22 protein-coding genes are annotated in these 23,490 nt (G+C 62.6%); 14 read left to right on the forward strand and 8 right to left on the reverse strand.

The window, feature by feature from the left end; all coding sequences use genetic code 11:
• The first annotated feature begins 84 nt into the window (after positions 1-84).
• Both BM017_RS09995 and BM017_RS29085 read left to right on the forward strand, forming a co-directional pair.
• On the forward strand, positions 85-1,515 hold the full coding sequence (locus tag BM017_RS09995; protein WP_092243453.1) for a polyurethane esterase: 1,431 nt from the start codon (positions 85-87) through the stop codon (positions 1,513-1,515).
• 135 nt (positions 1,516-1,650) lie between these two features.
• Positions 1,651-1,815 carry a hypothetical protein gene (locus tag BM017_RS29085; protein ID WP_165447925.1) on the forward strand — a complete coding sequence of 55 codons (165 nt, stop codon included), beginning with the start codon at positions 1,651-1,653 and terminating at the stop codon, positions 1,813-1,815.
• 47 nt (positions 1,816-1,862) lie between these two features.
• On the opposite strand, the gene BM017_RS10000 is transcribed toward BM017_RS29085, so the two are convergent.
• Positions 1,863-2,087 (reverse strand): YgdI/YgdR family lipoprotein, encoded by a 225-nt coding sequence (locus BM017_RS10000; RefSeq protein WP_071488353.1) that lies wholly within the window; start codon positions 2,085-2,087, stop codon positions 1,863-1,865.
• A gap of 186 nt (positions 2,088-2,273) precedes the next feature.
• On the opposite strand from BM017_RS10000, the gene BM017_RS10005 reads away from it, so the two are divergent.
• Together BM017_RS10005 and BM017_RS10010 are read left to right on the forward strand one after the other, a co-directional pair.
• A complete protein-coding gene (locus BM017_RS10005) occupies positions 2,274-3,920 on the forward strand; it encodes a VRR-NUC domain-containing protein (RefSeq protein ID WP_092243458.1) in 1,647 nt (548 codons plus the stop codon).
• Entirely contained in the window at positions 3,917-6,172 is a 2,256-nt protein-coding gene (locus BM017_RS10010; RefSeq protein WP_092243461.1) for an ATP-dependent DNA helicase, read from the forward strand. The genes BM017_RS10005 and BM017_RS10010 overlap by 4 nt, the downstream gene beginning before the upstream one ends.
• A gap of 38 nt (positions 6,173-6,210) precedes the next feature.
• Here the strand turns inward: BM017_RS10010 and BM017_RS10015 are convergent, their stop codons facing one another.
• On the reverse strand, positions 6,211-7,677 hold the full coding sequence (locus BM017_RS10015) for a sensor histidine kinase (RefSeq protein ID WP_092243463.1): 1,467 nt from the start codon (positions 7,675-7,677) through the stop codon (positions 6,211-6,213).
• On the reverse strand, positions 7,674-8,384 hold the full coding sequence (locus tag BM017_RS10020) for a response regulator transcription factor (protein WP_092243466.1): 711 nt from the start codon (positions 8,382-8,384) through the stop codon (positions 7,674-7,676). The genes BM017_RS10015 and BM017_RS10020 overlap by 4 nt, the downstream gene beginning before the upstream one ends.
• Positions 8,385-8,629: 245 nt before the next feature.
• On the opposite strand from BM017_RS10020, the gene BM017_RS10025 reads away from it, so the two are divergent.
• On the forward strand, positions 8,630-10,330 hold the full coding sequence (locus tag BM017_RS10025) for a cytochrome c biogenesis protein DipZ (RefSeq protein ID WP_092243469.1): 1,701 nt from the start codon (positions 8,630-8,632) through the stop codon (positions 10,328-10,330).
• Between the two features lie 15 nt (positions 10,331-10,345).
• Positions 10,346-11,041 carry a peptide-methionine (S)-S-oxide reductase MsrA gene (msrA, locus tag BM017_RS10030; RefSeq protein ID WP_092243472.1) on the forward strand — a complete coding sequence of 232 codons (696 nt, stop codon included), beginning with the start codon at positions 10,346-10,348 and terminating at the stop codon, positions 11,039-11,041.
• A gap of 13 nt (positions 11,042-11,054) precedes the next feature.
• On the opposite strand, the gene BM017_RS10035 is transcribed toward msrA, so the two are convergent.
• Positions 11,055-12,005, reverse strand: a complete 951-nt coding sequence (locus BM017_RS10035; protein ID WP_092243475.1) for an alpha-E domain-containing protein — start codon at positions 12,003-12,005, stop codon at positions 11,055-11,057.
• A 2-nt stretch (positions 12,006-12,007) separates the two neighbouring features.
• Positions 12,008-13,417, reverse strand: a complete 1,410-nt coding sequence (locus tag BM017_RS10040; protein WP_092243478.1) for a circularly permuted type 2 ATP-grasp protein — start codon at positions 13,415-13,417, stop codon at positions 12,008-12,010.
• A 372-nt stretch (positions 13,418-13,789) separates the two neighbouring features.
• Here BM017_RS10040 and BM017_RS10045 point away from each other — a divergent pair, with 372 nt between their 5' ends.
• The 3 genes from BM017_RS10045 (at position 13,790) to BM017_RS29305 (ending at position 14,779) form a co-directional block, all read left to right on the forward strand.
• The gene (locus BM017_RS10045) at positions 13,790-14,335 is read left to right on the forward strand and encodes a hypothetical protein (protein WP_092243481.1); all 546 of its coding nucleotides are present in this window, start codon (positions 13,790-13,792) and stop codon (positions 14,333-14,335) included.
• Positions 14,336-14,420: 85 nt separating this feature from the next.
• Positions 14,421-14,633 (forward strand): hypothetical protein, encoded by a 213-nt coding sequence (locus BM017_RS10050; RefSeq protein WP_071488344.1) that lies wholly within the window; start codon positions 14,421-14,423, stop codon positions 14,631-14,633.
• A gap of 11 nt (positions 14,634-14,644) precedes the next feature.
• Positions 14,645-14,779: a hypothetical protein gene (locus BM017_RS29305; protein WP_010210499.1), complete on the forward strand. Its 135-nt coding sequence runs from the start codon at positions 14,645-14,647 to the stop codon at positions 14,777-14,779.
• Here the strand turns inward: BM017_RS29305 and BM017_RS10055 are convergent.
• Both BM017_RS10055 and BM017_RS10060 read right to left on the reverse strand, forming a co-directional pair.
• Positions 14,770-16,122, reverse strand: a complete 1,353-nt coding sequence (locus BM017_RS10055) for a cation:proton antiporter (RefSeq protein WP_092243483.1) — start codon at positions 16,120-16,122, stop codon at positions 14,770-14,772. The genes BM017_RS29305 and BM017_RS10055 overlap by 10 nt on opposite strands.
• 58 nt (positions 16,123-16,180) lie before the next feature.
• Positions 16,181-17,107 (reverse strand): LysR family transcriptional regulator, encoded by a 927-nt coding sequence (locus tag BM017_RS10060; RefSeq protein ID WP_092243486.1) that lies wholly within the window; start codon positions 17,105-17,107, stop codon positions 16,181-16,183.
• 306 nt (positions 17,108-17,413) lie between these two features.
• Here BM017_RS10060 and BM017_RS29505 point away from each other — a divergent pair, with 306 nt between their 5' ends.
• From BM017_RS29505 to BM017_RS10080, 4 genes are read left to right on the forward strand one after another with little or no spacing between them, the layout of a single operon-like run.
• A complete protein-coding gene (locus BM017_RS29505) occupies positions 17,414-19,408 on the forward strand; it encodes an aminotransferase class I/II-fold pyridoxal phosphate-dependent enzyme (RefSeq protein ID WP_092243489.1) in 1,995 nt (664 codons plus the stop codon).
• A 25-nt stretch (positions 19,409-19,433) separates the two neighbouring features.
• A complete protein-coding gene (locus BM017_RS10070) occupies positions 19,434-20,288 on the forward strand; it encodes a transporter substrate-binding domain-containing protein (protein ID WP_170856065.1) in 855 nt (284 codons plus the stop codon).
• Positions 20,289-20,290: 2 nt separating this feature from the next.
• On the forward strand, positions 20,291-20,995 hold the full coding sequence (locus BM017_RS10075; RefSeq protein WP_092243494.1) for an ABC transporter permease: 705 nt from the start codon (positions 20,291-20,293) through the stop codon (positions 20,993-20,995).
• Between the two features lie 7 nt (positions 20,996-21,002).
• Positions 21,003-21,701 carry an ABC transporter permease gene (locus tag BM017_RS10080; RefSeq protein WP_092243497.1) on the forward strand — a complete coding sequence of 233 codons (699 nt, stop codon included), beginning with the start codon at positions 21,003-21,005 and terminating at the stop codon, positions 21,699-21,701.
• A gap of 7 nt (positions 21,702-21,708) precedes the next feature.
• Here BM017_RS10080 and BM017_RS10085 read toward each other — a convergent pair whose 3' ends face one another.
• A complete protein-coding gene (locus BM017_RS10085; protein ID WP_092243500.1) occupies positions 21,709-22,344 on the reverse strand; it encodes a TetR/AcrR family transcriptional regulator in 636 nt (211 codons plus the stop codon).
• A 91-nt stretch (positions 22,345-22,435) separates the two neighbouring features.
• On the opposite strand from BM017_RS10085, the gene BM017_RS10090 reads away from it, so the two are divergent.
• Positions 22,436-23,434, forward strand: coding sequence for a M14 family metallopeptidase (locus BM017_RS10090; protein ID WP_092243503.1), 999 nt, complete (start codon positions 22,436-22,438; stop codon positions 23,432-23,434).
• Positions 23,435-23,490 lie beyond the last annotated feature (56 nt).

Here is a 23,490-nt window from a genome sequence, read left to right on the forward strand (position 1 = left end):
TTCAGCGACCTTTGCGGGAGCCGGCACACCGGCACCCGCAGGTTTGGCTTTCTCGACAACTCCAACAAAAGAGAGGCACACCCCATGGGGATCTTTGACTATAAAAACCTCGGTGCCGAGGGCTCCAAGGCGTTGTTCGCCGATGCAATGGCGATCACGTTGTACACCTATCACAACCTGGATAACGGCTTTGCCGTGGGGTACCAGCACAATGGCCTGGGGCTTGGCCTGCCCGCCACGCTGGTCGGCGCATTGCTCGGCAGCACCGATTCCCAGGGCGTGATCCCCGGCATCCCGTGGAACCCGGATTCGGAAAAAGCCGCCCTGGACGCGGTGCACAAGGCCGGATGGACGCCGATCAGCGCCAGTGCCCTGGGCTACGGCGGCAACGTCGATGCACGAGGTACCTTCTTCGGCGAAAAGGCCGGCTACACCACGGCCCAGGTCGAGGTGCTGGGCAAGTACGATGATGCCGGCAAGCTGCTGGAAATCGGCATTGGCTTTCGCGGCACCTCCGGACCACGGGAAACCCTGGTCAGCGATTCTATCGGCGATCTGGTCAGCGACTTGCTCGCGGCCCTGGGGCCCAAGGACTACGCGAAGAACTACGCCGGCGAAGCCTTTGGCGGTTTGCTCAAAAATGTCGCCGACTACGCCAGCGCCCATGGCCTGAGCGGCAAGGACGTGGTGGTCAGTGGGCATAGCCTGGGTGGGTTGGCGGTCAACAGCATGGCCGACCTGAGCAACAGCAAATGGTCCGGCTTCTATAAGGACGCCAACTACGTGGCCTATGCCTCGCCGACCCAGAGTGCCGGCGACAAGGTGCTCAATATCGGCTACGAAAACGACCCGGTGTTCCGGGCCCTGGATGGTTCGTCCTTCAACCTGTCGTCCCTGGGCGTGCACGACACCCCCCATGCGTCGACTACCGACAACATCGTCAGCTTCAACGACCACTATGCGTCGACGCTGTGGAATGTGATGCCGTTTTCCATCGTCAACCTGCCGACCTGGATCTCGCACCTGCCCACCGGCTATGGCGATGGCATGACGCGCATCCTGGAGTCGGGCTTCTACGAGCAGATGACCCGCGATTCCACGGTGATTGTGGCCAACCTGTCCGACCCGGCACGGGCTAACACCTGGGTGCAGGACCTCAACCGCAATGCCGAGCCGCACAAAGGCGATACCTTCATCATCGGCAGCGACGGCAATGACCTGATCCAGGGCGGCAAGGGCGTGGACTTTATCGAGGGGGGCAAGGGTAATGACACCATTCGCGACAACAGTGGGCACAACACCTTCCTGTTCAGCGGCCACTTCGGTAACGATCGGGTGATCGGCTATCAACCCACGGACAAGTTGGTGTTCAAGGATGTGGAAGGCAGCACCGACTTGCGTGACCATGCAAAAGTGGTCGGCGCGGATACGGTGCTCACCTTTGGCGCCGACTCAGTGACCTTGGTCGGCATCGGGCAAGGCGGCCTCTGGGCGGACGGTGTGAGTATCGGTTGAATAAGGCTAAACGCAGCGGCGTGGAAATCCTTCGGTAAATAAATATCTACCTGGTTGTCGCGACGGATCGCTCGGTGTGCCTGCGTTTAACGATCAAGCGAGCCGTTTCGCGTGATGACGTGGGAGGAACCGAGCATGTCCCGATTGCGATTGTTGCTGTGCGCCCTGGTACTGCTGGGGTTGGCTGGGTGTGCGGTGTACCCGGCGTATCCTGGCCCGTGCTGCTATCACCCGTACTACCACTCGTACTATTACCATCCCTACTATCACCCGTACTACCACCCGTATTACCGCTATTAACCGAGCGATAATGCAAAAAAAGCCCCGCACTGCGGGGCTTTTCATTGTTATTTTTCTTTGATAACCGTCGCGACATCGGCGGCTTTGACTCGGATGCGCTTGCCGGCGATATCGGTAAATTCGTAGAAACCGTCGGCGGTCTTGGCGTTGGGGGTGTCCTTGGTCAAATACTGCGTGCCATTTTGCAGCGTCACTACGGTTTGCGTTGCGCAACCGGCCAGTACCAGAAAAGTGAGTGCAACCAGCGGCAGCCCCAGATTCTTCATGTTCATAACCCTTACCTTGACCTTGAAAAGTCCCGCGCCAGAGGCGGCGGGCGACAAATGTTACGCCATCGATTCTCCCATCTGATCACTTTTATGAGAAAAGTTGCAGGTGCCATTTATCTATTACCGATTGCAACAGGGCATTTGGGACGGCACTCTGTATGCATAACCAGTATTCGATCAGCGCGTGAAATGGCCAACCCCCTCGACGATCCCCTGTATTACCTGCATAACTTCCGCCGAGTGCTGCTCTGGCTGGCACAGCGCTATGCCGATTTGCTGGACCCGGACGAACAGCTTTTTATTCAGCAATTTGACAGGTTGCCGCAGGCGTCCCAGGCGCTTTTGGTGCGTATGGTGATGCGCAAGGGCGTGCATTTTCGGGCCGGCAAGCTCAATTACCTGGAGATTGGTTGCCCCCATGCGGCTGCCGGGCCGCTGATGGAACTGGGTTGGGTGGACGATCAGTACCTACTGGCCTTTGAAGAGCTGTTCGCCGTGCTGCAAAAAGCTGAAATCCTGGCCGCGTTCAAGCCGTGGATAGACCAGCCCAAAGGCAAGAAAACCGATTGGCTGGAAGGGCTGTCGGCGCAATTCATGGACAGCCGCAGCTTTGCCACCTGGTGCCCCGAGCTGGCCGACAGGTTGTTCAGCCTCACGGTGATGGAGCTGTGCGACCGTCTGCGCCTGATGTTCTTCGGCAACCTGCATCAGGACTGGTCCGAGTTTGTATTGGCTGACCTGGGCATCTACACCTATGAAAAGGTCGAGTTCTGCGCCGAATCCCGTGGTTTGCGCCATCGTGACGATGTGCAGGGGTATCTGTTCCTGCACCACTGCCAGCAGGCCTTCGAGGCCGGTGAGCCGCTGGAAGATGTACTGGCCGGGATCGCCACGCTGGACACCGATAACCCCTGGCTGGAAAAACGCCGCGCCAAGCTGTTGTTCCAGATTGGTCAATATTGCGAACGCACTGCCGAGCTGGCCGTGGCGGAGCGGATTTACCGGAGCTGCACCTACCCCGGTGCCCGCTCACGGTTGATCCGCGTGCTGGAGCGCCAGGAGGACTACGCCCAGGCCATGGCCCTGGCGAACACGGCCCAACAGGCCCCGGAAAGCGCCGCCGAACAGCAGCACTTGCTGCGTGTCATCCCACGCCTGCGCCGCAAACTGGGCGAGCCGGCGTTGCCCAAGGTCAAGCCACGGCCGGTCACGCGCCTGGATCTGGCCCTCACTCCGCCGGAACCCTTGATGTCGGTGGAGTACTGCGTGCAGGCGCACCTCAGCGAGCCGGATGGGCCGGTACATTATGTGGAAAACGGCCTGATCAATTCGTTGTTCGGCCTGCTGTGCTGGGACGTGATTTTTGCGCCGTTGCCGGGTTCGTTTTTCCACCCGTTCCAGCGCGGCCCCGCCGACCTGCACAGCGCGGATTTTCACCAGCGCCGTGCGCCGCTGTTCGCCGCGTGTTTCGAGCAACTGCAGGACGAGCGCTACAAAACCACTATCCGCCAACGCTACCGCGACAAATGGGGCATCCAGTCGCCCTTCGTGTTCTGGAACCTGCTCAGCGAAGAGCTGCTGGAGCAGGCCCTGGCCTGTTTGCCCGCCGAGCACCTGCGCTACTGGTTCGAGCGGCTGCTGCTGGACATCCGCGCCAATCGCGCCGGCATGCCCGACCTGATCCAGTTCTGGCCCGCGCAAAAGACCTACCGCATGATCGAGGTGAAAGGCCCCGGCGATCGCCTGCAAGACAACCAGCTGCGCTGGCTGGAGTTCTGCGGCGAGTACCAGATGCCGGTGACGGTCTGCTATGTGCGCTGGGCACAATCCGCTTGAGCTACACCGTCGCGGTGCGGGCGCTGTGCGAGTTCACGGCCAAGGTCGGTGACCTCGACCTGCGCTTCACACCGTCGCCGAGCGCCCAGGAAGGCATCGCCGGCCACCGTACCGTAGCGTCGCGGCGCAGCCAGCACTACCAGAATGAAGTGGCGCTGGAGGGGCAATACCAGCAACTCACGGTGCGGGGCAGGGCGGACGGCTATGACCCGGATGCCAACCGCCTTGAAGAAGTGAAGACCTATCGCGGTGACCTCGATGCCCAGCCCGCCAACCATCGGCAATTGCACTGGGCCCAGGTCAAGGTTTATGGCTGGTTGATGTGCCGCAAACTCGGGCTCGCGCAAATCGACCTGGCGCTGGTGTACTTCGATATCGTCGGTGAGGGCGAGACCTTGCTCAACCAGCGCTTTCAAGCCAGTGAACTGGAGCCGTTCTTCAACCAGCAATGCGCGCTGTTCCTCGGCTGGGCCGAGCAGGAAATGCAACACCGCGCAGCGCGCAACGGCGCCGCGCAGACCCTGGCGTTCCCCCATGCGGATTTTCGCCCTGGCCAGCGCTCACTGGCCGAGTCGGTGTACAAGGCTGTCAGCACCGGCCGCTGCCTGATGGCCCAGGCACCGACCGGCATCGGCAAGACCATCGGCACGATTTTCCCGTTGCTCAAGGCCCTGGCGCCCCAGCAATTGGACACGTTGTTCTTCCTCACCGCCAAGACTCCCGGCCGCAAACTCGCCCTGGACGCCGCCCAAGTGCTGTATGCCAGCAGCCCCGGCTTGCCGTTGCGTGTGCTGGAACTGGTGGCGCGGGACAAAGCCTGCGAGCACCTGGACAAAGCCTGTCATGGCGACTCCTGCCCATTGGCCAAGGGCTTCTACGACCGCTTGCCCGCCGCGCGCATCGCCGCGTCCAAGGTGCGCCTGCTCGACCAGCGCAACCTGCGTGACGTGGCCCTGGCGCATCAGGTCTGCCCGTATTACCTGAGCCAGGAAATGGCGCGCTGGGCTGACCTGGTGGTCGCTGACTACAACTACTACTTCGACTTTGGCGCCATGCTGTTCGGCCTGGCCCAGCTCAACCAATGGCGTGTAGCGGTGCTGGTGGACGAGGCTCACAACCTGGTCGAACGGGCGCGTTCGATGTACAGCGCCAGCCTCGACCAGTACCACCTCAAGACCCTGCGCGACAGCGCCCCGGAACCGTTGAAGAAACCCTTGCAGCGCCTCAACCGTGAGTGGAACGCGCTGCACAAGGACCAGCTTGCGCCGTACCAGGCCTACGCCGCCCGCCCGGACAAACTGTTGCAGGCCCTGAGCCTGTGCGCCAGCGCCATGGGCGAATACTTCAACGAGCACCCCGAGTCCCTCAGCGGCGACCTGCAAGCCTTCTATTTCGATGTGCTGCAATTTGCCAAGGTGGCGGAGCTGTTCAACGAGCACTTCATTTTCGACATCAGCAAGCGCCAGCTCAGCGGCAAACGCAGCAGTTCCACCCTGTGCCTGCGTAATGTGGTGCCCGCCGAATTCATCCGCCCGCGATTGACGGCTGCCCGCAGCAGCGTGCTGTTTTCCGCGACCCTGAGCCCCCGACATTACTACGCCGACTTGCTGGGTTTGCCGGCGGATACGGCCTGGGTCGATGTGGAGTCACCGTTCAAGGCCGAGCAGTTGCAGGTGCGCATCGTCGCTGAAATCTCCACGCGCTTTGTGCACCGCCAGGCCTCGCTGGAGCCAATCGTCGAGCTGATTGCCCGCCAGTACACGCAACAACCTGGCAACTACCTGGCGTTTTTCTCAAGCTTTGATTACCTGCAACAGGTTGCGCAGTTGCTCGCCGAGCGACATCCGCAGATCGTGCTATGGCAGCAGTCACGCGGCATGGCCGAGGCCGAGCGCCAGGCGTTCCTCGACCAGTTCACCGAACACAGCCAGGGCATCGGCTTTGCCGTGCTGGGCGGCGCATTTGGCGAGGGCATCGACTTGCCGGGGGCACGCTTGATCGGTGCGTTCATTGCCACCCTCGGGTTGCCGCAACTGAACCCGGTCAATGAACAGATGAAACTGCGCATGGGCGCGATCTTCGGCGCTGGCTACGACTACACCTACCTGTATCCCGGCCTGCAGAAAGTGGTGCAGGCGGCGGGGCGGGTGATCCGTAGCCAGCAGGACCGTGGCGTGGTGATGCTGATCGATGACCGTTTCGGCGAAGGCCAGGTACGCCAGTTGTTGCCGCGCTGGTGGGCGCTGGCTTGAGTTTTTCCTGCCATCAATGAGGCTGGTGCCGGGGCCGGTCAACGCGCTGATGCTCGGGTTTCCAGGGAAAACGTAAAGGTTGCGCCTCGGCCGGGGCGGTCCACCAGGCTGATGCTGCGCCCGTGAAGTTGCAGGATGCGGTGCACGATTCGCAGGCCCAACCCCCCGTCGCGCCGGGCGCCGCCAATGGTGAATGCGCGCAGGAACAGGCCTTCGCGTAATTCGGCGTCGATGCCCGGGCCGCTGTCGCTGACGGTGACGGCTACCGCGTGGGTTTGAGGCGTCAGGATGACCTCGATTTCGCCGTTCACCGGGGTATGCCGCAGGGCATTGTCCAGCAGGTTGGTCAGCACCCGTTCGATCAACCCCAGGTCTGCCTGCACCGTCGGCACCTGCGGCGGCAGGCTGGCCGTCAGCGTGATGCCGCGTGCCTCGGCAGTCAGTTCGAATTTCTGGAAGATGTCCTGCACCAGGTCCGGCAATGAAAAACCTTCGATCACCGGCTGCACAAAGCCATGCTCCAGGCGCACCAGTTCCAGCAGCGATTGCGCCAGGCCGCCGACTTTGCGGCTCTGGTCTAAAGCAATCCCGAGGTAGCGGCGGCGCTCTTCAGGGCTGAGGCTGGCATCCTTGAGCGACAGGGTTTCCAGGTAACCGTGCAACGAGGCCAGCGGTGTGCGCAGGTCATGGGAGATATTCGCGACCATTTCCCGGCGTTCCTGGTCCTGGTGGGTGATGGCGCGCCACTGTTCGCCCAGGCGGTTCTCCATTTGCGCGAAGGCGCGATCCAGCACGGCGATTTCATCGCCGCTGGTGAGTGGCACTGCAACGGATTCTGCCGGTTTGGGCGCGCCATTGATGTCGAACTGGCCAACCTTGTCAGTGAGTTGACGCAGCGGTCGGGTGATCCAGGCAAACGCGATCAGGCCGGCCATCAGGCAGAGCAGGGCGACCAGGCCGATGGACCACAGGGCGATCTTCAAGGCCATGCCGGTGGCGTCCTTGGCGTCGTACGCATCGTGGGCTTCACCGAGCAGGACCACATACAGGAACCCGATCTGCTGCCCGCCGGCGGTGAGTGGCGCGGCGCTGAATACCTTGCGCCCATCGACACTGCGCGGGTCGTCCCCGAGGATCGGCAGCATGAAGCCCGCGAGGAAGCGCCGGATGGGCGCCAGGTCGACCTTGTCGCGCAACAGGTGGCCGCTGGGTGCGGCGTTGCCGACCACGCGGCCGTCGATATCGAGCAGGTACACCTCGACGCTGGGGTTGACCAGCATCAACTGGCTGAACAGGTTGCGCACGGCGTCGGGCTTGAGGCCGTCGGTGTCCATCAATTGGGTGTCGCGGGCGATGTGCGCCGCGAGATCGCGGGACAGGCCTTGCACCACCTCCAGCTCGTGCATGTGGTTGGAACGCACCTGCAGCCACGCCGAGGTGCCGCTGCAGATCAACAGCAGTACCGCGAACACCAGCGACAGGCGCTGGGTAAGGGTGAGCTTCATGGCGGGCTCTCGGCAAACTTGTAGCCACGGCCCCACACCGTGAGGATGCGCGCCGGGTTGGCCGGGTCGGCTTCGACCTTGGCCCGCAGGCGGTTGATGTGGGTGTTGACCGTGTGTTCATAGCCTTCGTGGCTGTAGCCCCACACCGCGTTGAGCAAGTCCATGCGCGAGAACACTTTGCCCGGTTGGCGCGCGAAGAAGTACAGCAGGTCGAATTCCCGTGGGGTCAGGTCCAGGCGCTGGCCTTGCAGGGTGGCGTCACGGGTCAGTGGGTTGATGAACAACTGGCAGAGGTCGAGGCTGCCGGCGTCCATCTTCAGGTTGCGCGCCATGGCGTCGACCCGGCGCAGCAACGCTTTCACCCGGGCCACCAGTTCCGGCATGGAAAACGGCTTGGCCAGGTAATCATCCGCGCCCAGCTCCAGGCCGAGGATGCGGTGCAGTTCGCTGGAGCGTGCACTGGTGATGATGATCGGGGTGTAGCGCGTCATGGCACGGGCGCGCCGGCAGATCTCCAGGCCATCCACGCCAGGCAGCATCAGGTCGAGGATCAGCGCATCCCAGCCGCCTTGCTCCAGCAGGCGCAGGCCTTCATTGCCATCGGCGCTGTGCACCACGTCGAACTGTTCATCACGCAGGTGCAGGCAGATCAGGTCGGCGATATGGGCATCGTCCTCGACCACCAGGACACGTTTGGGCTGATCCATGTAAGAGAAACCTTCGCTTGTAGTTCGCGCATTGTGCGGCTTTTGCAACAGTGTAGTTATCACGAATTGTTTAACTCTGCGTGAGGATTTCGCGACGGTAAACAGCCCAACATTCCCGTTACTTCAAAGAGGGAAAACACCATGTACTCACGCCGACAAATACTCCTGGCCAGTGGCGACCTGGATGTCGCCATGACGTTCGCGACGGCGTAAGCCAATGTCTTTTTCTTATAAGGGTCCATCCCATGTGGCTTCTGGTTCTCGCGTACCTGGGCGGCGTGCTGACAATCGTCAGTCCGTGCATCCTGCCTGTTCTGCCTTTTGTCTTCGCTCGCACCGGGCAGCCGTTTTTGCGCAGTGGCTTGCCGCTGTTAGCGGGGATGGCGGTGACATTCGCCCTGGTGGCCTCGCTGGCGGCAGTGGGCGGCGGTTGGGTGGTGCAGGTCAATCAATACGGGCGCTGGCTCGCGTTGCTGTGCGTTGCCCTGTTCGGACTCACGTTGTTGTTGCCGCAACTGTCGGAACGCCTGACGCGCCCGCTGGTGGCCGCCGGCAGTCGTTTGTCGCAAGCCGCCGGGGCCGATGCCCGGCCGCGGCCGGGCGCGTCGTTCCTGATCGGCGTGGCCACCGGGCTGCTCTGGGCACCGTGCGCCGGGCCGATCCTGGGGCTGGTGCTCACCGGCGCGGCGCTGCAGGGCGCCAGCATCGGTACTACCTTGCTCTTGCTGGCTTACGCCGCCGGTGCTGCCACCTCCCTCGCGCTGGCGTTGCTGGTCGGCGGTAAGGTGTTTGGTTTCATGAAGAAGTCCCTCGGTGCCGGCGAATGGCTGCGCCGGGGCCTGGGTGGGTTGATGCTGGCCGGTGTGGCCGCGATTGCGCTGGGCCTCGACACGGGCGTGCTGTCGCGGCTGTCGACCGCGTCCACCGGTGGCCTGGAACAAAGCCTGGTGGATCGCTTGAACGCCAAGCCGGTGCAGCCGGGCGGGGCGATGATGATGGCCGCCAATCACAGCGACACCTTGGCGATCGAAGGCGCGCTGCCGCCCCTCGACGGTGCCGTGCAGTGGCTCAACAGCCCGCCACTGACCACCGAAGCACTCAAGGGCAAGGTGGTGTTGGTGGACTTCTGGACCTACTCCTGCATCAACTGCCTGCGCACCTTGCCGTATGTAAAGGCCTGGGCCGAGAAATACCGCGACCAGGGCCTGGTGGTGATCGGCGTGCATGCGCCGGAGTTCGCCTTTGAGCGCGACGTGAACAACGTCACCCAGGCCATGAAGGACCTGGGCATCACTTACCCTGTGGCCATCGACAACAACTACAAGATCTGGCGCGCGTTCAACAACCAGTATTGGCCGGCCCATTATTTCGCCGATGCCAAGGGTCAGATTCGCTACCACCACTTCGGTGAAGGCGACTACGCCGAGTCGGAGCGGGTGATCCAGCAGTTGTTGCGTGAAGCCGGCGCGAAGAACGTCGCGGGCGGCTTGATCGAAGCCGATGCCAAGGGCGTGCAACAAGCGCCGGACATGAACGAGGTGCAGTCGCCGGAAACCTACCTGGGTTCGCAGCGCGCCGAAAACTTCGTCAAGTCCGGCACCCTGGCACTCAACCAGTGGACCCTGCAAGGCCAATGGAACGTCGGCGGCCAGCAAGCCACTCTCGACCAGGCCGGTGGGCGCATCGTCTACCGCTTCCACGCCCGCGACCTGCACCTGGTGCTCGGCCCGGGCGCCGACGGCAAGCCGGTGCGTTTCAAGGTCACGATCGACGGCCAGGCCCCGGGCGGTGCCCATGGCACCGACGTCGCACCGGATGGCAGCGGCACCGTCACCGAACAGCGTTTGTACCAACTGGTGCGTCAGCCGGGCGCCGTGCAGGACCGCACCTTCACCATTGAATTCCTTGACCCCAACGTGTCGGCGTATGCCTTCACCTTTGGTTAACCCGGAGTGCCTGCCATGAATGTATTCAAATACCTGCCAGTCCTGGCCTTCGCAGCGTTCGTCGGTCAAAGCCCGGCCTTTTCCTTTGGCGCCGCCGACGACGCCGTGGTGATCGCGCCGCCCGCCCTGGACCTGCCCGCCGAAGCTGGCAACCTGCAAACCGCTGTGTTCGCCGGCGGCTGTTTCTGGGGCGTTCAAGGGGTGTTCCAGCATGTGCAAGGCGTGAAGAACGCCGTGTCCGGCTACGATGGCGGCGCTGCAAGCACGGCGCAATATGAGTCCGTCAGCGACGGCAACACCGGCCACGCTGAAGCGGTTTCCGTCACCTACGACCCGAGCAAAATCAGCTTCGGCAAACTGCTGCAGATCTACTTCTCGGTGGCCCACAACCCCACCGAACTCAACCGCCAGGGCCCCGACACCGGCACCCAGTACCGTTCGGCGATCTTTGCGCAGAACGCCGAACAGCAAAACGTCGCCCAGGCCTACATCGCCCAGTTGGACGCCGCCAAGTCTTTCGACAAACCCATCGTCACTAAAATCGAGATGGGCAAGGTGTTCTACCCGGCGGAGTCCTATCATCAGGACTTCCTCACCGAGAACCCGTCCTACCCCTACATCGTGATCAATGATCTTCCGAAGGTGGCGCAGCTCAAGAAACTCTTTCCCGACCAATACCGCGCCGAGCCGGTGCTGGTAAAACACCAGTAACCCCGGTTGTGGATTACACAACCTCCAGGTACGAGCTGTGAATTGCTCGCGCCAACTCGCGCACGGTGTCGATAAACTCGGTGAGACGGCTGTGCAAGCCGTCTTCAAGGATTTCATCAATCCCCGTATACCGCAGCCGCGCCTCGAACTCCGCCGCCAGGCGCTGCGCCGTGCGCCCATAACTACCAGGCAGGTCCGCCAGGATATGGCTCAACTCCTCGATGCACGCATGCAACGAGCGCGGCACATCGCTGCGCAACAGCAGTAATTCGGACACGGAACGGGCGTTCAACGCGTTCGGGTACAGCTGCGTATACGCCTCGAAGGACGACAACGCGCGGAGCAGGGCGCTCCACTGGTAATAACCGCGTGCCGACAAGTCACTGACTTCTTCCGATTCTTCGCCGAACATCTCGTAGCGCGCATCCAGCAAACGCAGGGTGTTGTCGGCACGCTCGACAAAGGTGCCGAGGCGAATGAACCGATAGGCGTCATTGCGCATGATCGTCCCCGAGGTTGCCCCACGAAACAGGTGCGAGCGCTGCTTGACCCAATCACAGAAGTGGCTGATGCCGTGTCGCGCCAGGCCGCCGGCGGCGATGCTGCGCATTTCCAGCCAGGTGGCGTTGAGGTTTTCCCACATGTCGGCGGTGATGCGCCCGCGTACGGCGTGGGCATTGCCACGGGCGGCGCGCAGGCAGTTGTAGATGCTGGCGGGGTTTTCTTCGTCGAGGGCGAAGAAGTGCAGCATGCGCTCGGCATCCAGCTGTCTATGGCGTTCAAGGTAGCTGTCCAGGGTGCCGCTGCTGAGCAACGACATGGCCAGTTCGTCCAGACCGTCGCTGCGCCCGGCTTGTGGCATCAACGACAGCGAGTAACTGACTTCGAGCATGCGCGCCAGGTTTTCGGCACGCTCCAGGTAACGGGACATCCAGTACAGATCTGCGGCGGTTCTACTCAACATACTCAGCCCTCCACCACCCAGGTGTCCTTGGTTCCGCCGCCTTGCGACGAGTTGACGATCAACGAGCCTTCCTTCAATGCCACGCGGGTAAGCCCACCGGGCACCAGGCGGGTTTCCTTGCCCGACAGCACAAAGGGCCGCAGGTCGATATGCCGTGGGGCGATACCGTTTTCAACGAAGGTGGGGCAGGTGGACAGGCTCAACGTCGGTTGGGCGATGTAGGCGTGGGGACGCGCCTTGATGCGCTGGCGGAAGTCCTCGATCTCGGCGGCGCTGGAAGCCGGCCCGACCAGCATGCCGTAGCCACCGGAACCCTGGGTTTCCTTGACCACCAGTTCCGGCAGGTGAGCCAGTACGTGGGACAGTTCATCGGGCTTGCGGCACTGGAAGGTCGGTACGTTTTGTAGCACCGGTTCTTCGTCCAGGTAGAAACGGATCATTTCCGGCACATAGGGGTAGATCGACTTGTCGTCCGCCACGCCGGTGCCGATGGCATTGGCCAGCACTACATTGCCGGCGCAATAGGCCGCGACCAGGCCGGGGACGCCGAGCATCGACTCGGGGTTGAAGGCCTTGGGGTCGAGGAAGGCGTCATCGATGCGCCGGTAAATCACGTCGACCGGCTTGGGGCCGTCGGTGGTGCGCATGAACACCTTGAGGTCGTGTACGAACAGGTCGGCGCCTTCCACCAGTTCCACACCCATTTCCCGGGCCAGGAACGCATGTTCGAAGAACGCGCTGTTGAAGCGGCCCGGGGTCAGTACCACCACGTTGGGGTTGTCCAGGCGGCTGGAGCTCTTCAACGTCTTGAGCAGCAGGTTGGGGTAGTGGTCCACCGGCGCGATGCGTTGCTTGGCGAATACTTCGGGAAACAGGCGCATCATCATCTTGCGGTCTTCGAGCATGTAGCTCACGCCGCTGGGGGTGCGCAGGTTGTCCTCGAGCACGTAATAGGTGCCGTCAGCGTCACGCACCAGGTCGACACCCGAGATATGCGAGTAGATGTCGCGGTGCAGGTCCAGGCCGACCATGGCCTTCTGATAGCCCTCGTTGCCCAGCACCTGGTCCGCCGGAATGATCCCGGCCTTGATGATGCGCTGGTCATGGTAGATGTCGGCGAGGAACATGTTCAGCGCATTGACGCGCTGGATACAGCCGCGTTCGATAACGCTCCATTCACTGGCAGGGATGCTGCGCGGGATGATGTCGAAGGGGATCAGGCGCTCGGTGTCTTGTTCGTCGCCGTAGAGGGTGAAGGTGATCCCGGCGCGGTGAAACAGCAAATCGGCTTCGCGGCGACGCTGGGCCAGCAGTTCCGGCGGCGTATTCGCCAGCCAGCGGGAGAAGTCCTGATAGTGCGCACGGCAGGCGCCGTTTGCGTCATTCATTTCATCGAAGAAAGATCGAGCCATTCCAGTACCTTGTCAGTGCCGAGGGACGCTTGGGTGGCACTGCCGTTTCAAAAAACGCATTTTTTATGAGCCCGTGGCTAAGGGTGCCACTGGGCCTGGTCCTTACTTTCTTGTGGGGTCGGCTCTGGGTCGGGGGGTAACGAATGCTCCTGTATCCGGGTAGATGAATGGATAAAGCAATGCCTGTGCCGAAACCCTGAATTGCTTGTAGTGAGGGGCGTGTTGTGGCGAGCAAGCCCGCTCACAACAACACGGCCGCTCACCAGAAGGGGGCAGTGCCTGGCAGGCGCCCCGACTTGGTGCATGAACAAACTTGAACTTCACTCGCCGCTGATTCTTCTAACAGGACTTGAACCAGCAGGGAGCACCGTCATGCCCAGAATCATCTCTCCCCATACACCGGAAGCGGCCCTGACCGACCACAGCGAACACAACGCCAAGATCTTCGGTTCGCCCAAGGACCGTCTGGACTTCTACCGGCGCGAGATCCAGTACGAAACCACCATCCTGGCCAACCGCACCGACGCTTATCTCACGGCGCAATCGTTTCTGGTGATCGCCTTTGTTTCCGGCATGGGCAACCTCAACCCGGAGTGGGGCAAGCTGTTTACCCTCGTGGTGCCGGTGTTCCTGGTCTCGCTGGGCATTCTCAGCTCCCTGAATGCCTGGCCAGGCATTCGGGCGGCGTACGAAATCATCGATCACTGGCACTACAAGCAGAGCGAACTGCTGCGCGGCGAGCCGGTGATGGGCATGGCCTATGATGAGTCGCCGCTATTTTCCGAAATGGAGTCGTCCCACAAGGGCTATCGCAAGTCGCTGCTGTTCTCCATGCGTGCGCCCTGGCTGTTCATGGTGTTCTGGCTGGTGCTGGGGATATACGCGTTCTATATCCAGGTCGACAACCCGATCCGCTGAGCAATCGGACGGAACTTCGCCGGGTGGCGCAGCGCCTTACCTGTAGGCCCTGCTGATTTCCCTGCGGCCTGTAACGAGGTGACCCATGAGCACAAGCAAAGACCCGCAACTCGATAACCGCAACGACCCGGCCATCGACGGCGGCGAACCGGCTCCCGGTACCGCTGCCGACGCACCGAAAGACCCGGTCCCGGCCAAAGACCCCAAAGCCAGGGAAAACGACTACAGTCCAGACTTCAAGCCCGAGCGCGAGCCCAAGCCTGAAACCGATGCCGATATCGATACCCAGGGCGGTTAGAGGAGACGGTCATGTCCAAAGAACTCGACGACGAACTCAACGACCCGGGCAATGAAGACCCCGGTTCCTTGATGGATGATGCAGAAGTGCCGCTCAACGACCTGGATGACGCGGCAGACGTAGGCAATACAGAGCGTCAGGACTGAGCGTCCGCCTTGGCTCGTCGTTCATACCACACCAGCATCGGCTGGGTACTCAGGCCATGAACGACGATGCTCAAGGCAATGACTGACAAGGTCAGGTTTACCGCCACCGCGCTGCTGGTGCCAATCAAGCCGTGGTTGAGCGCGTAGAACAGGTAGTAAATACTGCCGATCCCGCGAATACCAAACCACCCCATCAGCCCGCGCTGGCGCAGATCAATCAAGCGGCCCCAAGGCATTGCCAGCACGCCCAGCGGGCGGATCACGCAGAACAGCAGTGCCGCCACCGCCAGTGCGCGCCAATCCCAGTGGCTGACCAGCACGATGCCCAGCACCGTTACCAGGAACACCTCCATCGAACGCTCCACCAGGCTGCCGAACGAGAGCATGTCGCCCATCATCACGCCGGCGGCGATCTGGGTGTCTTTCAGTTCGCTGACATCACCTTGCAATGCGTGTTCTGGCTCTACTTCCAGGTGACCCACCACCGGCAGCGCCAAATGCTCCGACGGGGTCTGCGAGTTCCCGGTCGAGCGGAACTCCGCCTGGCGCAAGCCAAGCCCCGCCGCGAACACTGACAGGAAGCCATAGCCGCCCACCGCCTCGGCGACCACATAGGCCAGTGCGATCAGTGCGAGCGTCAGGTAGTCATTGGGCGAGAGCGTGCTGTCACTGTTGCTGATGCGCAACCATAGGGTCACGCGGCCTATGCCACGGCCCATCCAGTAGCCGATCAACAACCCGGCCGGCACCGCCCAGAGCAGATTCTTCAGCACCCAACCGCCCAGCCAGTCACCGTCGAACCCGCCGTGCTGCATGAACAGCAGGGCGAAAATCACAAACGGGAAGGCCGTGCCGTCGTTCAGGCCCGCTTCGCCGGACAGCCCGAAGCGCAGCGCGTCATAGTCCTGGGCATTATTGACCTGCACCAGGCCTGCCAGCACCGGGTCAGTCGGGGCCAGAATCGCCCCGACCAGCAGTGACACACCCCACGACAATGCAAACAGGTAATGCAGCGCCAGGCAGATGCCGAGGATGGTCAACAGCATCACCGGCCCGGCCATGCCGAACGCGATGCGCCAGGTTCGGTGCTTGAGTGGCAGACGCAGCTTCAAGCCGCTGACGAACAGCGAAAACAGCACCGCGACTTCAGTGAGGTGCTCCATCCAGCGCGCAGAGTTTTTGATGTCCAGGTGCAACAGGTCGACGCCCAGCGGGCCGATGCCTACCCCCAGCAACAGGCACACCGCCGAGGTGGTGACCGGCATCCAGCGCAGGTAGGAGGAGGTGAGGGCAAGGGTGAGCAAGACAGTGCCCAGTACGGCCATCCATAGAATAAAAGTCATCGAGCGTGCACCGAGGCCGTGGTCTGTTCAGGTTGGAGGACCGCGGCCGGTGACGGGTTCAATGTGATTGGATCAACTGCGAGCCAATGGTTTTCACGCGGATCATGTCCATCAGCTGGCGCAATCCCGGCTGCGGCTGGCGCCGGCTCGGGTAATACATGCACAACGGCTCGCCCATGCAGGCCCAGTCGGGCATGACCTCCACCAGGCGACCGTCCTTGAGCTCCTGCTGCACGCGGTTGGACAGGCAGTAGGCGATGCCCACCCCTTGCAGCGCCGCATTGACGATGGTCTCGGTGTCGGCTGCGCTGAAGTGGCCGGGCACGTCGATGCGTTGCTGGCGACTGCCGTTGCCCAGTTCCCACTTATAGGTAGTGTTGTCGCCCAGGTACATGCGGATGCAGGCGTGTTGTAGCAGGTCTTTGGGCTCCTGCGGCGTGCCCCGGCGGGCCAGGTAGGCGGGCGACGCGACCACGATCCAGCGCAACTCACCGGTCAAGGGCACGGCGACCATGTCCTGGGGCACGGTGGCACCGTAGCGGATACCGGCGTCGTAGCCCTCGGCGATGATGTCGATCATCTGGTCCTGCACGATCAGGTCCACGCGCAGTTGCGGGTAGGTGGCGCAGAAGTCCCCGAGGATCGGCGCCAGCAGCAATACCGCCGCATCCCGCGGCACGTTCAAGCGCAGCCGGCCAATCGGTGCTTCGCGGTACAACTCCAGGGTGTCGAGGCCGTCCTTGATGGTGGCGAAGCCCTGGTTGAGTTTTTCTGCCAGCAGCGAGCCGGCATCGGTGGGTTCGACGGCACGGCTGGTGCGGTACAGCAGTTTGACCCCCAGGCGGGTTTCCAGGTTGCGCATGGTGTGGCTCAGGGCCGAGGTGGTCACACCCAATTCGTGGGCAGCATGGCGAAAGCTGCGACGGCGGATGATCGCCATGAACACGTTGAGATCGGCCAGTTCGGAACGGTTGAAAGCAGCCATTTTCAAGTCTCTTATGCAGGAGTTCGGCTGGGTGCGGCGTTGAGCCCGATTCAACCGTGGATGACTTAGGGTAATTGTTTTTCCAGGCATTATTGCAAGCCACTGGATTTTTTCATGCGCGTCGAGACCATCCGAATTAGCCTCGCGCCTCCTGCGGAATCGCCATAGCGACCTCTTTGGACGATAAACGACACCGGGTCAGACATGCCCATTGAACGAGTGTTCAGCTTGAACTATGTTGACCGCATCCGCCCGTTTGCAACAGAACGGGTTAGCGCTGTTTCTTCTTGAACGAGAGGCTCTGGCATGCGGTTTTCCCCCTTCGTCGAACGAATTGCAGGGCAGGGCGTAGCCGCCTGGGACATCCACCACGCGGCGTTTCACGCCGCCAGCCAGGGCGAAGACATCATCATTCTCAGCGTCGGCGACCCGGATTTCGCCACGCCGTCCTTTATTACCGATGCTGCCGTCAGCGCCTTGCGCGAAGGCGACACCCACTACACCGAAATCCCTGGCCGCCCGGCACTGCGCGAAGCGATTGCAGCACGCTACAGCCAGACGCTGGCACGCCCGCTGGACGGCGCAAATGTGATCACGGTGGCCGGCGCGCAGAACGCCTTGTTCGTCACGTCGCTGTGCCTGTTGCAGGCCGGTGACGAGGTGCTGGTGCTCGACCCGATGTACGTCACCTACGAAGCCACGCTCAAGGCCAGCGGCGCCACACTGGTACGCGTGCCGTGTTACCCTGAGTCGGGCTTTCGCGTCGATCCGGCGCTGCTCGCCGCCGCGATCACCCCGCGGACACGGGCGATTTTCTTCTCCAACCCGAACAACCCCACCGGCGTGGTCCTTGACGCACAGGAGTTGCAGGCCATCGCTGAACTGGCCATCGCCCATGACCTGTGGGTCGTGGTGGATGAGGTCTACGAAAGCCTGGTGTTCGACGGCGAGTACCACAGCCTCGCCGCGCTGCCGGGCATGGCCGAGCGCTGCGTGGTGATTGGCAGCCTGTCCAAGTCCCACGCGATGACCGGTTGGCGCATCGGCTGGCTCATCGCCACGCCCGAACTGATCGCCCATGCCGAAACCCTGGTGCTCAGCATGCTGTACGGCTTGCCCGGCTTTGTGATGGAAGCCGCCACCGCCGCCGTGCTGGCCCATGATGAAGTGACCCGGGGCATGCGCGAGATCTACCGGCGCCGCCGCGACCTGGTGGTGGCCGGGCTGAGTGCCTGCCCCGGAATCCAGGTACAGGTGCCGCAAGCGGGGATGTTCGTGCTGGTGGACGTGCGCGGCACCGGCTTGGGCTCCCTGGATTTTGCCTGGCGTCTATTTCGCGAAGCCGGGGTATCGGTGCTGGACGCGGCGGCCTTCGGCGAGCCCGCGCAAGGTTTTGTGCGGTTGTCGTTCACCCTCAGTGAAGAGCGCCTGGCACAGGCCTGCCAACGTATCGCGCAGTTTGTCGCCAAGCTGGCCGGTGAGCCACGTATCGCCGCCACGTCCAGGGTTGAAGTGGCGCAACCCGTCGCAGCCAAGAAGATGATCGAGGTCATCGACCTGCACAAGCGCTTCGGCAATATCGAAGTGCTCAAGGGCATTTCCCTCACGGCCCACGAAGGCGAGGTGATCTCGCTGATCGGCGCCAGCGGCTCGGGCAAAAGCACCTTGCTGCGCTGTATCAACATGCTCGAAGTGCCGGACCAGGGCAGCATTCATGTGGACGGCGAGAGCATCAAGCTCAACTACGGCCGCCCCGGCGCGCCCCTGGTCGCGGATGCCAGGCAGTTGGTACGGATTCGCTCGACCCTGGGCATGGTGTTCCAGAACTTCAACCTGTGGCCCCATCGCACGGTGCTCGAAAACCTCATCGAAGCCCCCACCCAGGTGTTGCGCGAAAGCCGCGCCGAGGCCATCGAACGCGCAGAAAGCCTGCTCGACCGCGTCGGCCTGGCCGCCAAGCGCAACGAATACCCGGCCTTCCTTTCCGGTGGCCAGCAACAGCGCGTAGCGATTGCCCGGGCGCTGGCCATGCGGCCCAAAGTCATGCTGTTCGACGAACCCACTTCGGCCCTCGACCCGGAGTTGGTGGGCGAAGTGCTGCGGGTGATCCGTTCCCTGGCTGAAGAGGGGCGCACCATGATCCTGGTCACCCATGAAATGGCATTCGCCCGGGATGTGTCGTCGAAAGTGGCGTTCCTGCACCAAGGCATGATCGAAGAAACCGGCTCGCCGGACGCGGTGTTTATCGACCCACGCAGTGAACGTTGCCGACAGTTCGTCAACGCGCATCAAACTCGCTAACTCCAGAAAAAGACGGGGCAAAATCATGAAATCCAAGCGTATGGCAACATGGTTGGGCAGTGCAGTGCTGATGCTGGCCGCAGGTTTCTCCTGGGCGGCCGACAAACCCATCGTGTTTGCGGTGGCGGCCGAACCCTACCCGCCGTTTACCGTGAAGGGCGGTAACGGCCAGTGGTCCGGGTTCGAGGTGGACCTGATCCACAAGCTCTGTGAAGGCATGAAAGCCGAATGCCAGATCAAGGAATTGGCGTGGGACGGCATTATTCCCTCGCTGCTGGCGAAGAAGATCGACGTGATTTTCTCGTCGATGTCGGTGACCGACGAGCGCGAAAAACAGATCGCGTTCAGCCGCGCCTACTACGATTCCCTGCTGGGCGTTGCGGGGCCGAAAGGCAGCGAAGTCGAGATCTCCCCGGCGGGCCTCAAGGGCAAGTTGATCGGCGTGCAGATCTCCACGGTCAGCGCCAATTACCTGAAAAAGTATTACGAAAACATCGCCGACCTCAAGTACTACGACACCCAGGAATCGGCCAACGCCGACCTGATTGCCGGGCGTATCGACTACATGATGGCCGACGACACCGCCATCGCCATGATGGTCAAGACCCCGGAAGCCAGCGGCCTGGCGCACATCGCCAGCGTGCCCTACGACCCGATCATCGGCCGTGGCGTCGGCGCTGGCCTGCGCAAGGAAGACACCGCGCTCAAGGCCCGGCTGGACAAGGCTATTGGCGAATTGTTGGTGAGCAAGGACTACGACGACCTGTCGCAGCACTATTTCGGCCTGTCGGTCAGCCCGTGCAAGCGCACCGATACCCCGGCGTTCGTGAGCAAGACCTGTGACAGCCCGTACCCGCAAATCGCCCAGAAGACCGAATAACCATGTTCGATCTTCTCGGCTTCGGCGAACAAGGGTGGGGCCATGCGTTGCTCAAGGGGTTATGGATGACCCTGCAGATCTCCGCCGGGTCGTTTGCGGTGGGCTTGCTGATCGGCCTGGTGGTGGCCTGCGCCAAGCTCAGCGCGCCGCGCCCGATCGCGCTGCTGATGCGCGGCTACACCACGGTGTTCCGCGCGGTGCCGGAACTGCTGCTGATTCTGCTGCTGTATTACGCCGGCTCCATGGGCCTCAACGCGCTGATGCTGTGGCTGGGCTTCGCCCAAGTGAATATCAGCGGCCCGCTGGTGGCGATCCTGGTGCTGGGCCTGGTGCAGGGCGCCTACGCCTCGGAGATTTTTCGCGCGGCGATTTTGGCGATCCCTCACGGGCAGATCGAAGCGGCGCGGGCTTTTGGCCTGAGCGGGCTGGGGCTGTTCCGGCGGGTGACGCTGCCGATCATGGCGCCGTTCGCCCTGGCCGGCATGTCCAACCTGTGGATCAACCTGATCAAGGACAGCGCCTTGATCAGCGTGGTTGGCACCAACGAGCTGCTGTACACCGCCAAGCAGGCGGCGGGGTCGACCCGCCAATACCTGCTGTTCTACCTCACGGCCGCCGCCTTGTATTACCTGGTGACGCTGGCTTCCAACTACCTGTCCGGGCGCCTGGAGCGCCGTATCCGTCGCTGGATGCCGGTTGTCGAGTGAGGCACACATGCCTGAGTGGATAAGCTACTACGCCGGGCTCATCGCCAAGGGATTGCAGACCACCTTGTCGCTGCTGGTGATTTCGGCGGTACTCGGTTTTGCCCTGGCGGTCCTGGTGGCGCTGGCACGGTTGTCGCGGCGCAAGTGGCTGGCGCGCAGTGCACTGGCCTACACCAGCGTGCTGCGCGGTACGCCGCTGCTGATCCAGATCTACATTTTCTACTATGGCCTGGGCAGCCTGTTCGCCCAGTTCCCGATGATCCGTGGCAGCTTACTCTGGCCGTATCTGCGCGATGGCTACTGGTACATCGTGTTCGCCCTGGTGTTGTCGGTAGGCGCCTATGTCGGCGAGGTGATTCGCGGTGGCCTGCTGGCGGTGCCCAAAGGCGAGATGGAAGCGGCCTCGGCATTCGGCATGACACCGCGTCAGGCCTTGCTGCGCGTGCGCTTGCCACGGGCGATGCGCCTGTTGCTGCCGACCCTGGCCGGGGAGACGGTGATGCTGCTCAAATCCACCGCGCTGGCGTCGACCATTGCCGTGGTCGACCTGCTCGGCGCCGCCAACGTGGTGCGCGCGCAGACCTTGCAGATCTACCAGCCGCTGCTGCTGGTGGCGGGCGTCTACCTGTGCCTGACCTTCCTCATCGAAGGCGTCTACGCCATCGCCGAACGGCGCGGTACGCCGCTGCGCAGGTCGGCCGGATAAACCGTTGTCACAGGCTGTGGTCGGCGCCGAATGCGCCCTGACGCAAGCCTTGTACCCAGCAGCGGCAGATATGCAGCCCGTTGGCGGGGCTGAAGGTGCCGGGGTTGAGGCAGCCCTCGAGCCAGAGTCCGTCGAGCATCGCCGACAGGCCGATGGCGGCCAGGTGGCTGTCGTGGATCAGCAGGTTTTCGCTGCGGGCCAGGTCGTCCAGCAGGCGTCGGATCAACCCCAGGTAGGTGTGGTAACTGTTTTCGTGGGACTGGTTAACGTGGGGTGAGTGGCGGATCAGGCTCCAGAACACCACCCACACGCCGAGCAGGTCGGGGTCCATGACCCGTGGCGAGAACGAGGCGCTGAGAAACGCGTCCAGCCGTGCGGCGGCGCCGTCAGCCAACTCGACCTGTTCCCACAGCGCAGTGGTCAGTTCGTCGGCGAGCTTGTGGTAGGTCTCGGCGATCAACGCGTCGATGCTGCCGAAATGGTGGTTGAGCAAGCCCACCGATACACCGGCTTCGGAGGCGATACGGCGCACGGAAATCCCCGCGTGCCCGTCGCGGGCCAGGCAGGTGAGGGCGGCGGCGATCAGCAGGTCGCGGCGCTCGTCGGGGTCGGCACGGCGCAGTTTGGGAGGGTCGACGGTCATGGGCAGGCCTTTGATGGAAACACCACAGCGCTCAGGTTAGTTGAACGTCTGTTCACTCTCTAGCGATTAATTGATGAGAAGAGGGCAAGGCATGGCAAACGACCTTTCGTGGCAGGTCACCGGCGACGCCGGCAACCCGCTGCACATCGGCGCCTGGCGCTTCGAAGGCGACGGCAGCGGGCCAAGGGTGCACCTGCAGGCGGGGGTGCACGCGGATGAAATCGCCGGCATGCTGGTACTGCATCAGCTGTTGCCGCGCTTACAGGCGTGTCAGGACCAAGGCCGCCTCAAGGGCTGCGTCACCGTGGTGCCCCAGGCCAACCCGTTCGGCATCGGCCAGTTCCGCCAGGGGCGTTTGCTGGGGCGCTTTCATGAAGCGACCGGGCAGAACTTCAACCGTGCCTTCGATCATTCCCTGGCCATGGCGCGCCCGGCGAGCAACCTGGCGCAGTGGCAAAAGCGCCTGGTGCAACTGGCCGCCGAGGCCGACCTGGTGCTGGACCTGCACACCGATGACGAAGCGCTGCCGTACCTCTACATCCACCGCAGCTTCTGGCCCGGCCAGGGCCTGGCGTTGGCGGCGGCCTTGCGCGTGGACCTGGTGATCGTCTGGGATGAGGGCGGTGATGGCTCCTTTGAAGAGACCATCATCAACCATGCATCGCCGCAACTGGCCGCGACCGTTGAGCTGCGCGGGCAGGCGGACGTCAGCGATGCGCTGGCGCAACAGGATGCCGACGGCCTGTGGGCGTGGTTGTGCATCAATGGCGTGGTCGACGAAGTAGCCGCCATTAACGAGTGGCCGGGCGACGTGGTCGACATGGGCTGCATGGAAACCATCCTGGCACCTTGCGCCGGCGTGCTGGTGTTCGAGAAAGCCCTGGGGGATTACGTGGAGGAAGGCCAGCCTTTTGCACGCATCATCGGCCGCCCCGGTGACCCGTCTTCCGAAGTGATCCTGCACGCCGCCCAGGCCGGCCGCATGGTCACCGGCCACCGCGAACGCCTGGTGGCACAGGGGGCGGTAGTCGCCAAGTTCACCGGGACGCGTCTATCCGCCAGCTACAGCGGCGGCGTGCTGGACCCGTAGCGGCGTCTGTGTGGGAGGGGGCGTGCCCCCGATTGCGGTGGATCAGCTGTAGATGA

The sequence above is a fragment of the Pseudomonas sp. NFPP04 genome, assembly GCF_900113815.1.
GTDB lineage: Bacteria > Pseudomonadota > Gammaproteobacteria > Pseudomonadales > Pseudomonadaceae > Aquipseudomonas > Aquipseudomonas extremorientalis.

What these genes read in the sequence shown, in the direction of transcription:
- BM017_RS10045 (WP_092243481.1), top strand. Translation starts at nt 13,790, where the DNA reads ATGCCCAGAATCATCTCTCCCCATACACCGGAAGCGGCCCTGACCGAC.
- BM017_RS10060 (WP_092243486.1), bottom strand. Translation starts at nt 17,107, where the DNA reads ATGGCTGCTTTCAACCGTTCCGAACTGGCCGATCTCAACGTGTTCATG.
- BM017_RS10090 (WP_092243503.1), top strand. Translation starts at nt 22,436, where the DNA reads ATGGCAAACGACCTTTCGTGGCAGGTCACCGGCGACGCCGGCAACCCG.
- BM017_RS10005 (WP_092243458.1), top strand. Translation starts at nt 2,274, where the DNA reads ATGGCCAACCCCCTCGACGATCCCCTGTATTACCTGCATAACTTCCGC.
- BM017_RS10015 (WP_092243463.1), bottom strand. Translation starts at nt 7,677, where the DNA reads ATGAAGCTCACCCTTACCCAGCGCCTGTCGCTGGTGTTCGCGGTACTG.
- BM017_RS10075 (WP_092243494.1), top strand. Translation starts at nt 20,291, where the DNA reads ATGTTCGATCTTCTCGGCTTCGGCGAACAAGGGTGGGGCCATGCGTTG.
- BM017_RS10000 (WP_071488353.1), bottom strand. Translation starts at nt 2,087, where the DNA reads ATGAACATGAAGAATCTGGGGCTGCCGCTGGTTGCACTCACTTTTCTG.
- BM017_RS10025 (WP_092243469.1), top strand. Translation starts at nt 8,630, where the DNA reads ATGTGGCTTCTGGTTCTCGCGTACCTGGGCGGCGTGCTGACAATCGTC.
- BM017_RS10040 (WP_092243478.1), bottom strand. Translation starts at nt 13,417, where the DNA reads ATGGCTCGATCTTTCTTCGATGAAATGAATGACGCAAACGGCGCCTGC.
- BM017_RS10080 (WP_092243497.1), top strand. Translation starts at nt 21,003, where the DNA reads ATGCCTGAGTGGATAAGCTACTACGCCGGGCTCATCGCCAAGGGATTG.
- BM017_RS10055 (WP_092243483.1), bottom strand. Translation starts at nt 16,122, where the DNA reads ATGACTTTTATTCTATGGATGGCCGTACTGGGCACTGTCTTGCTCACC.
- BM017_RS29305 (WP_010210499.1), top strand. Translation starts at nt 14,645, where the DNA reads ATGTCCAAAGAACTCGACGACGAACTCAACGACCCGGGCAATGAAGAC.
- BM017_RS10050 (WP_071488344.1), top strand. Translation starts at nt 14,421, where the DNA reads ATGAGCACAAGCAAAGACCCGCAACTCGATAACCGCAACGACCCGGCC.
- BM017_RS10070 (WP_170856065.1), top strand. Translation starts at nt 19,434, where the DNA reads ATGAAATCCAAGCGTATGGCAACATGGTTGGGCAGTGCAGTGCTGATG.
- BM017_RS10035 (WP_092243475.1), bottom strand. Translation starts at nt 12,005, where the DNA reads ATGTTGAGTAGAACCGCCGCAGATCTGTACTGGATGTCCCGTTACCTG.
- msrA (WP_092243472.1), top strand. Translation starts at nt 10,346, where the DNA reads ATGAATGTATTCAAATACCTGCCAGTCCTGGCCTTCGCAGCGTTCGTC.
- BM017_RS29085 (WP_165447925.1), top strand. Translation starts at nt 1,651, where the DNA reads ATGTCCCGATTGCGATTGTTGCTGTGCGCCCTGGTACTGCTGGGGTTG.
- BM017_RS09995 (WP_092243453.1), top strand. Translation starts at nt 85, where the DNA reads ATGGGGATCTTTGACTATAAAAACCTCGGTGCCGAGGGCTCCAAGGCG.
- BM017_RS10085 (WP_092243500.1), bottom strand. Translation starts at nt 22,344, where the DNA reads ATGACCGTCGACCCTCCCAAACTGCGCCGTGCCGACCCCGACGAGCGC.
- BM017_RS29505 (WP_092243489.1), top strand. Translation starts at nt 17,414, where the DNA reads ATGCGGTTTTCCCCCTTCGTCGAACGAATTGCAGGGCAGGGCGTAGCC.
- BM017_RS10020 (WP_092243466.1), bottom strand. Translation starts at nt 8,384, where the DNA reads ATGGATCAGCCCAAACGTGTCCTGGTGGTCGAGGACGATGCCCATATC.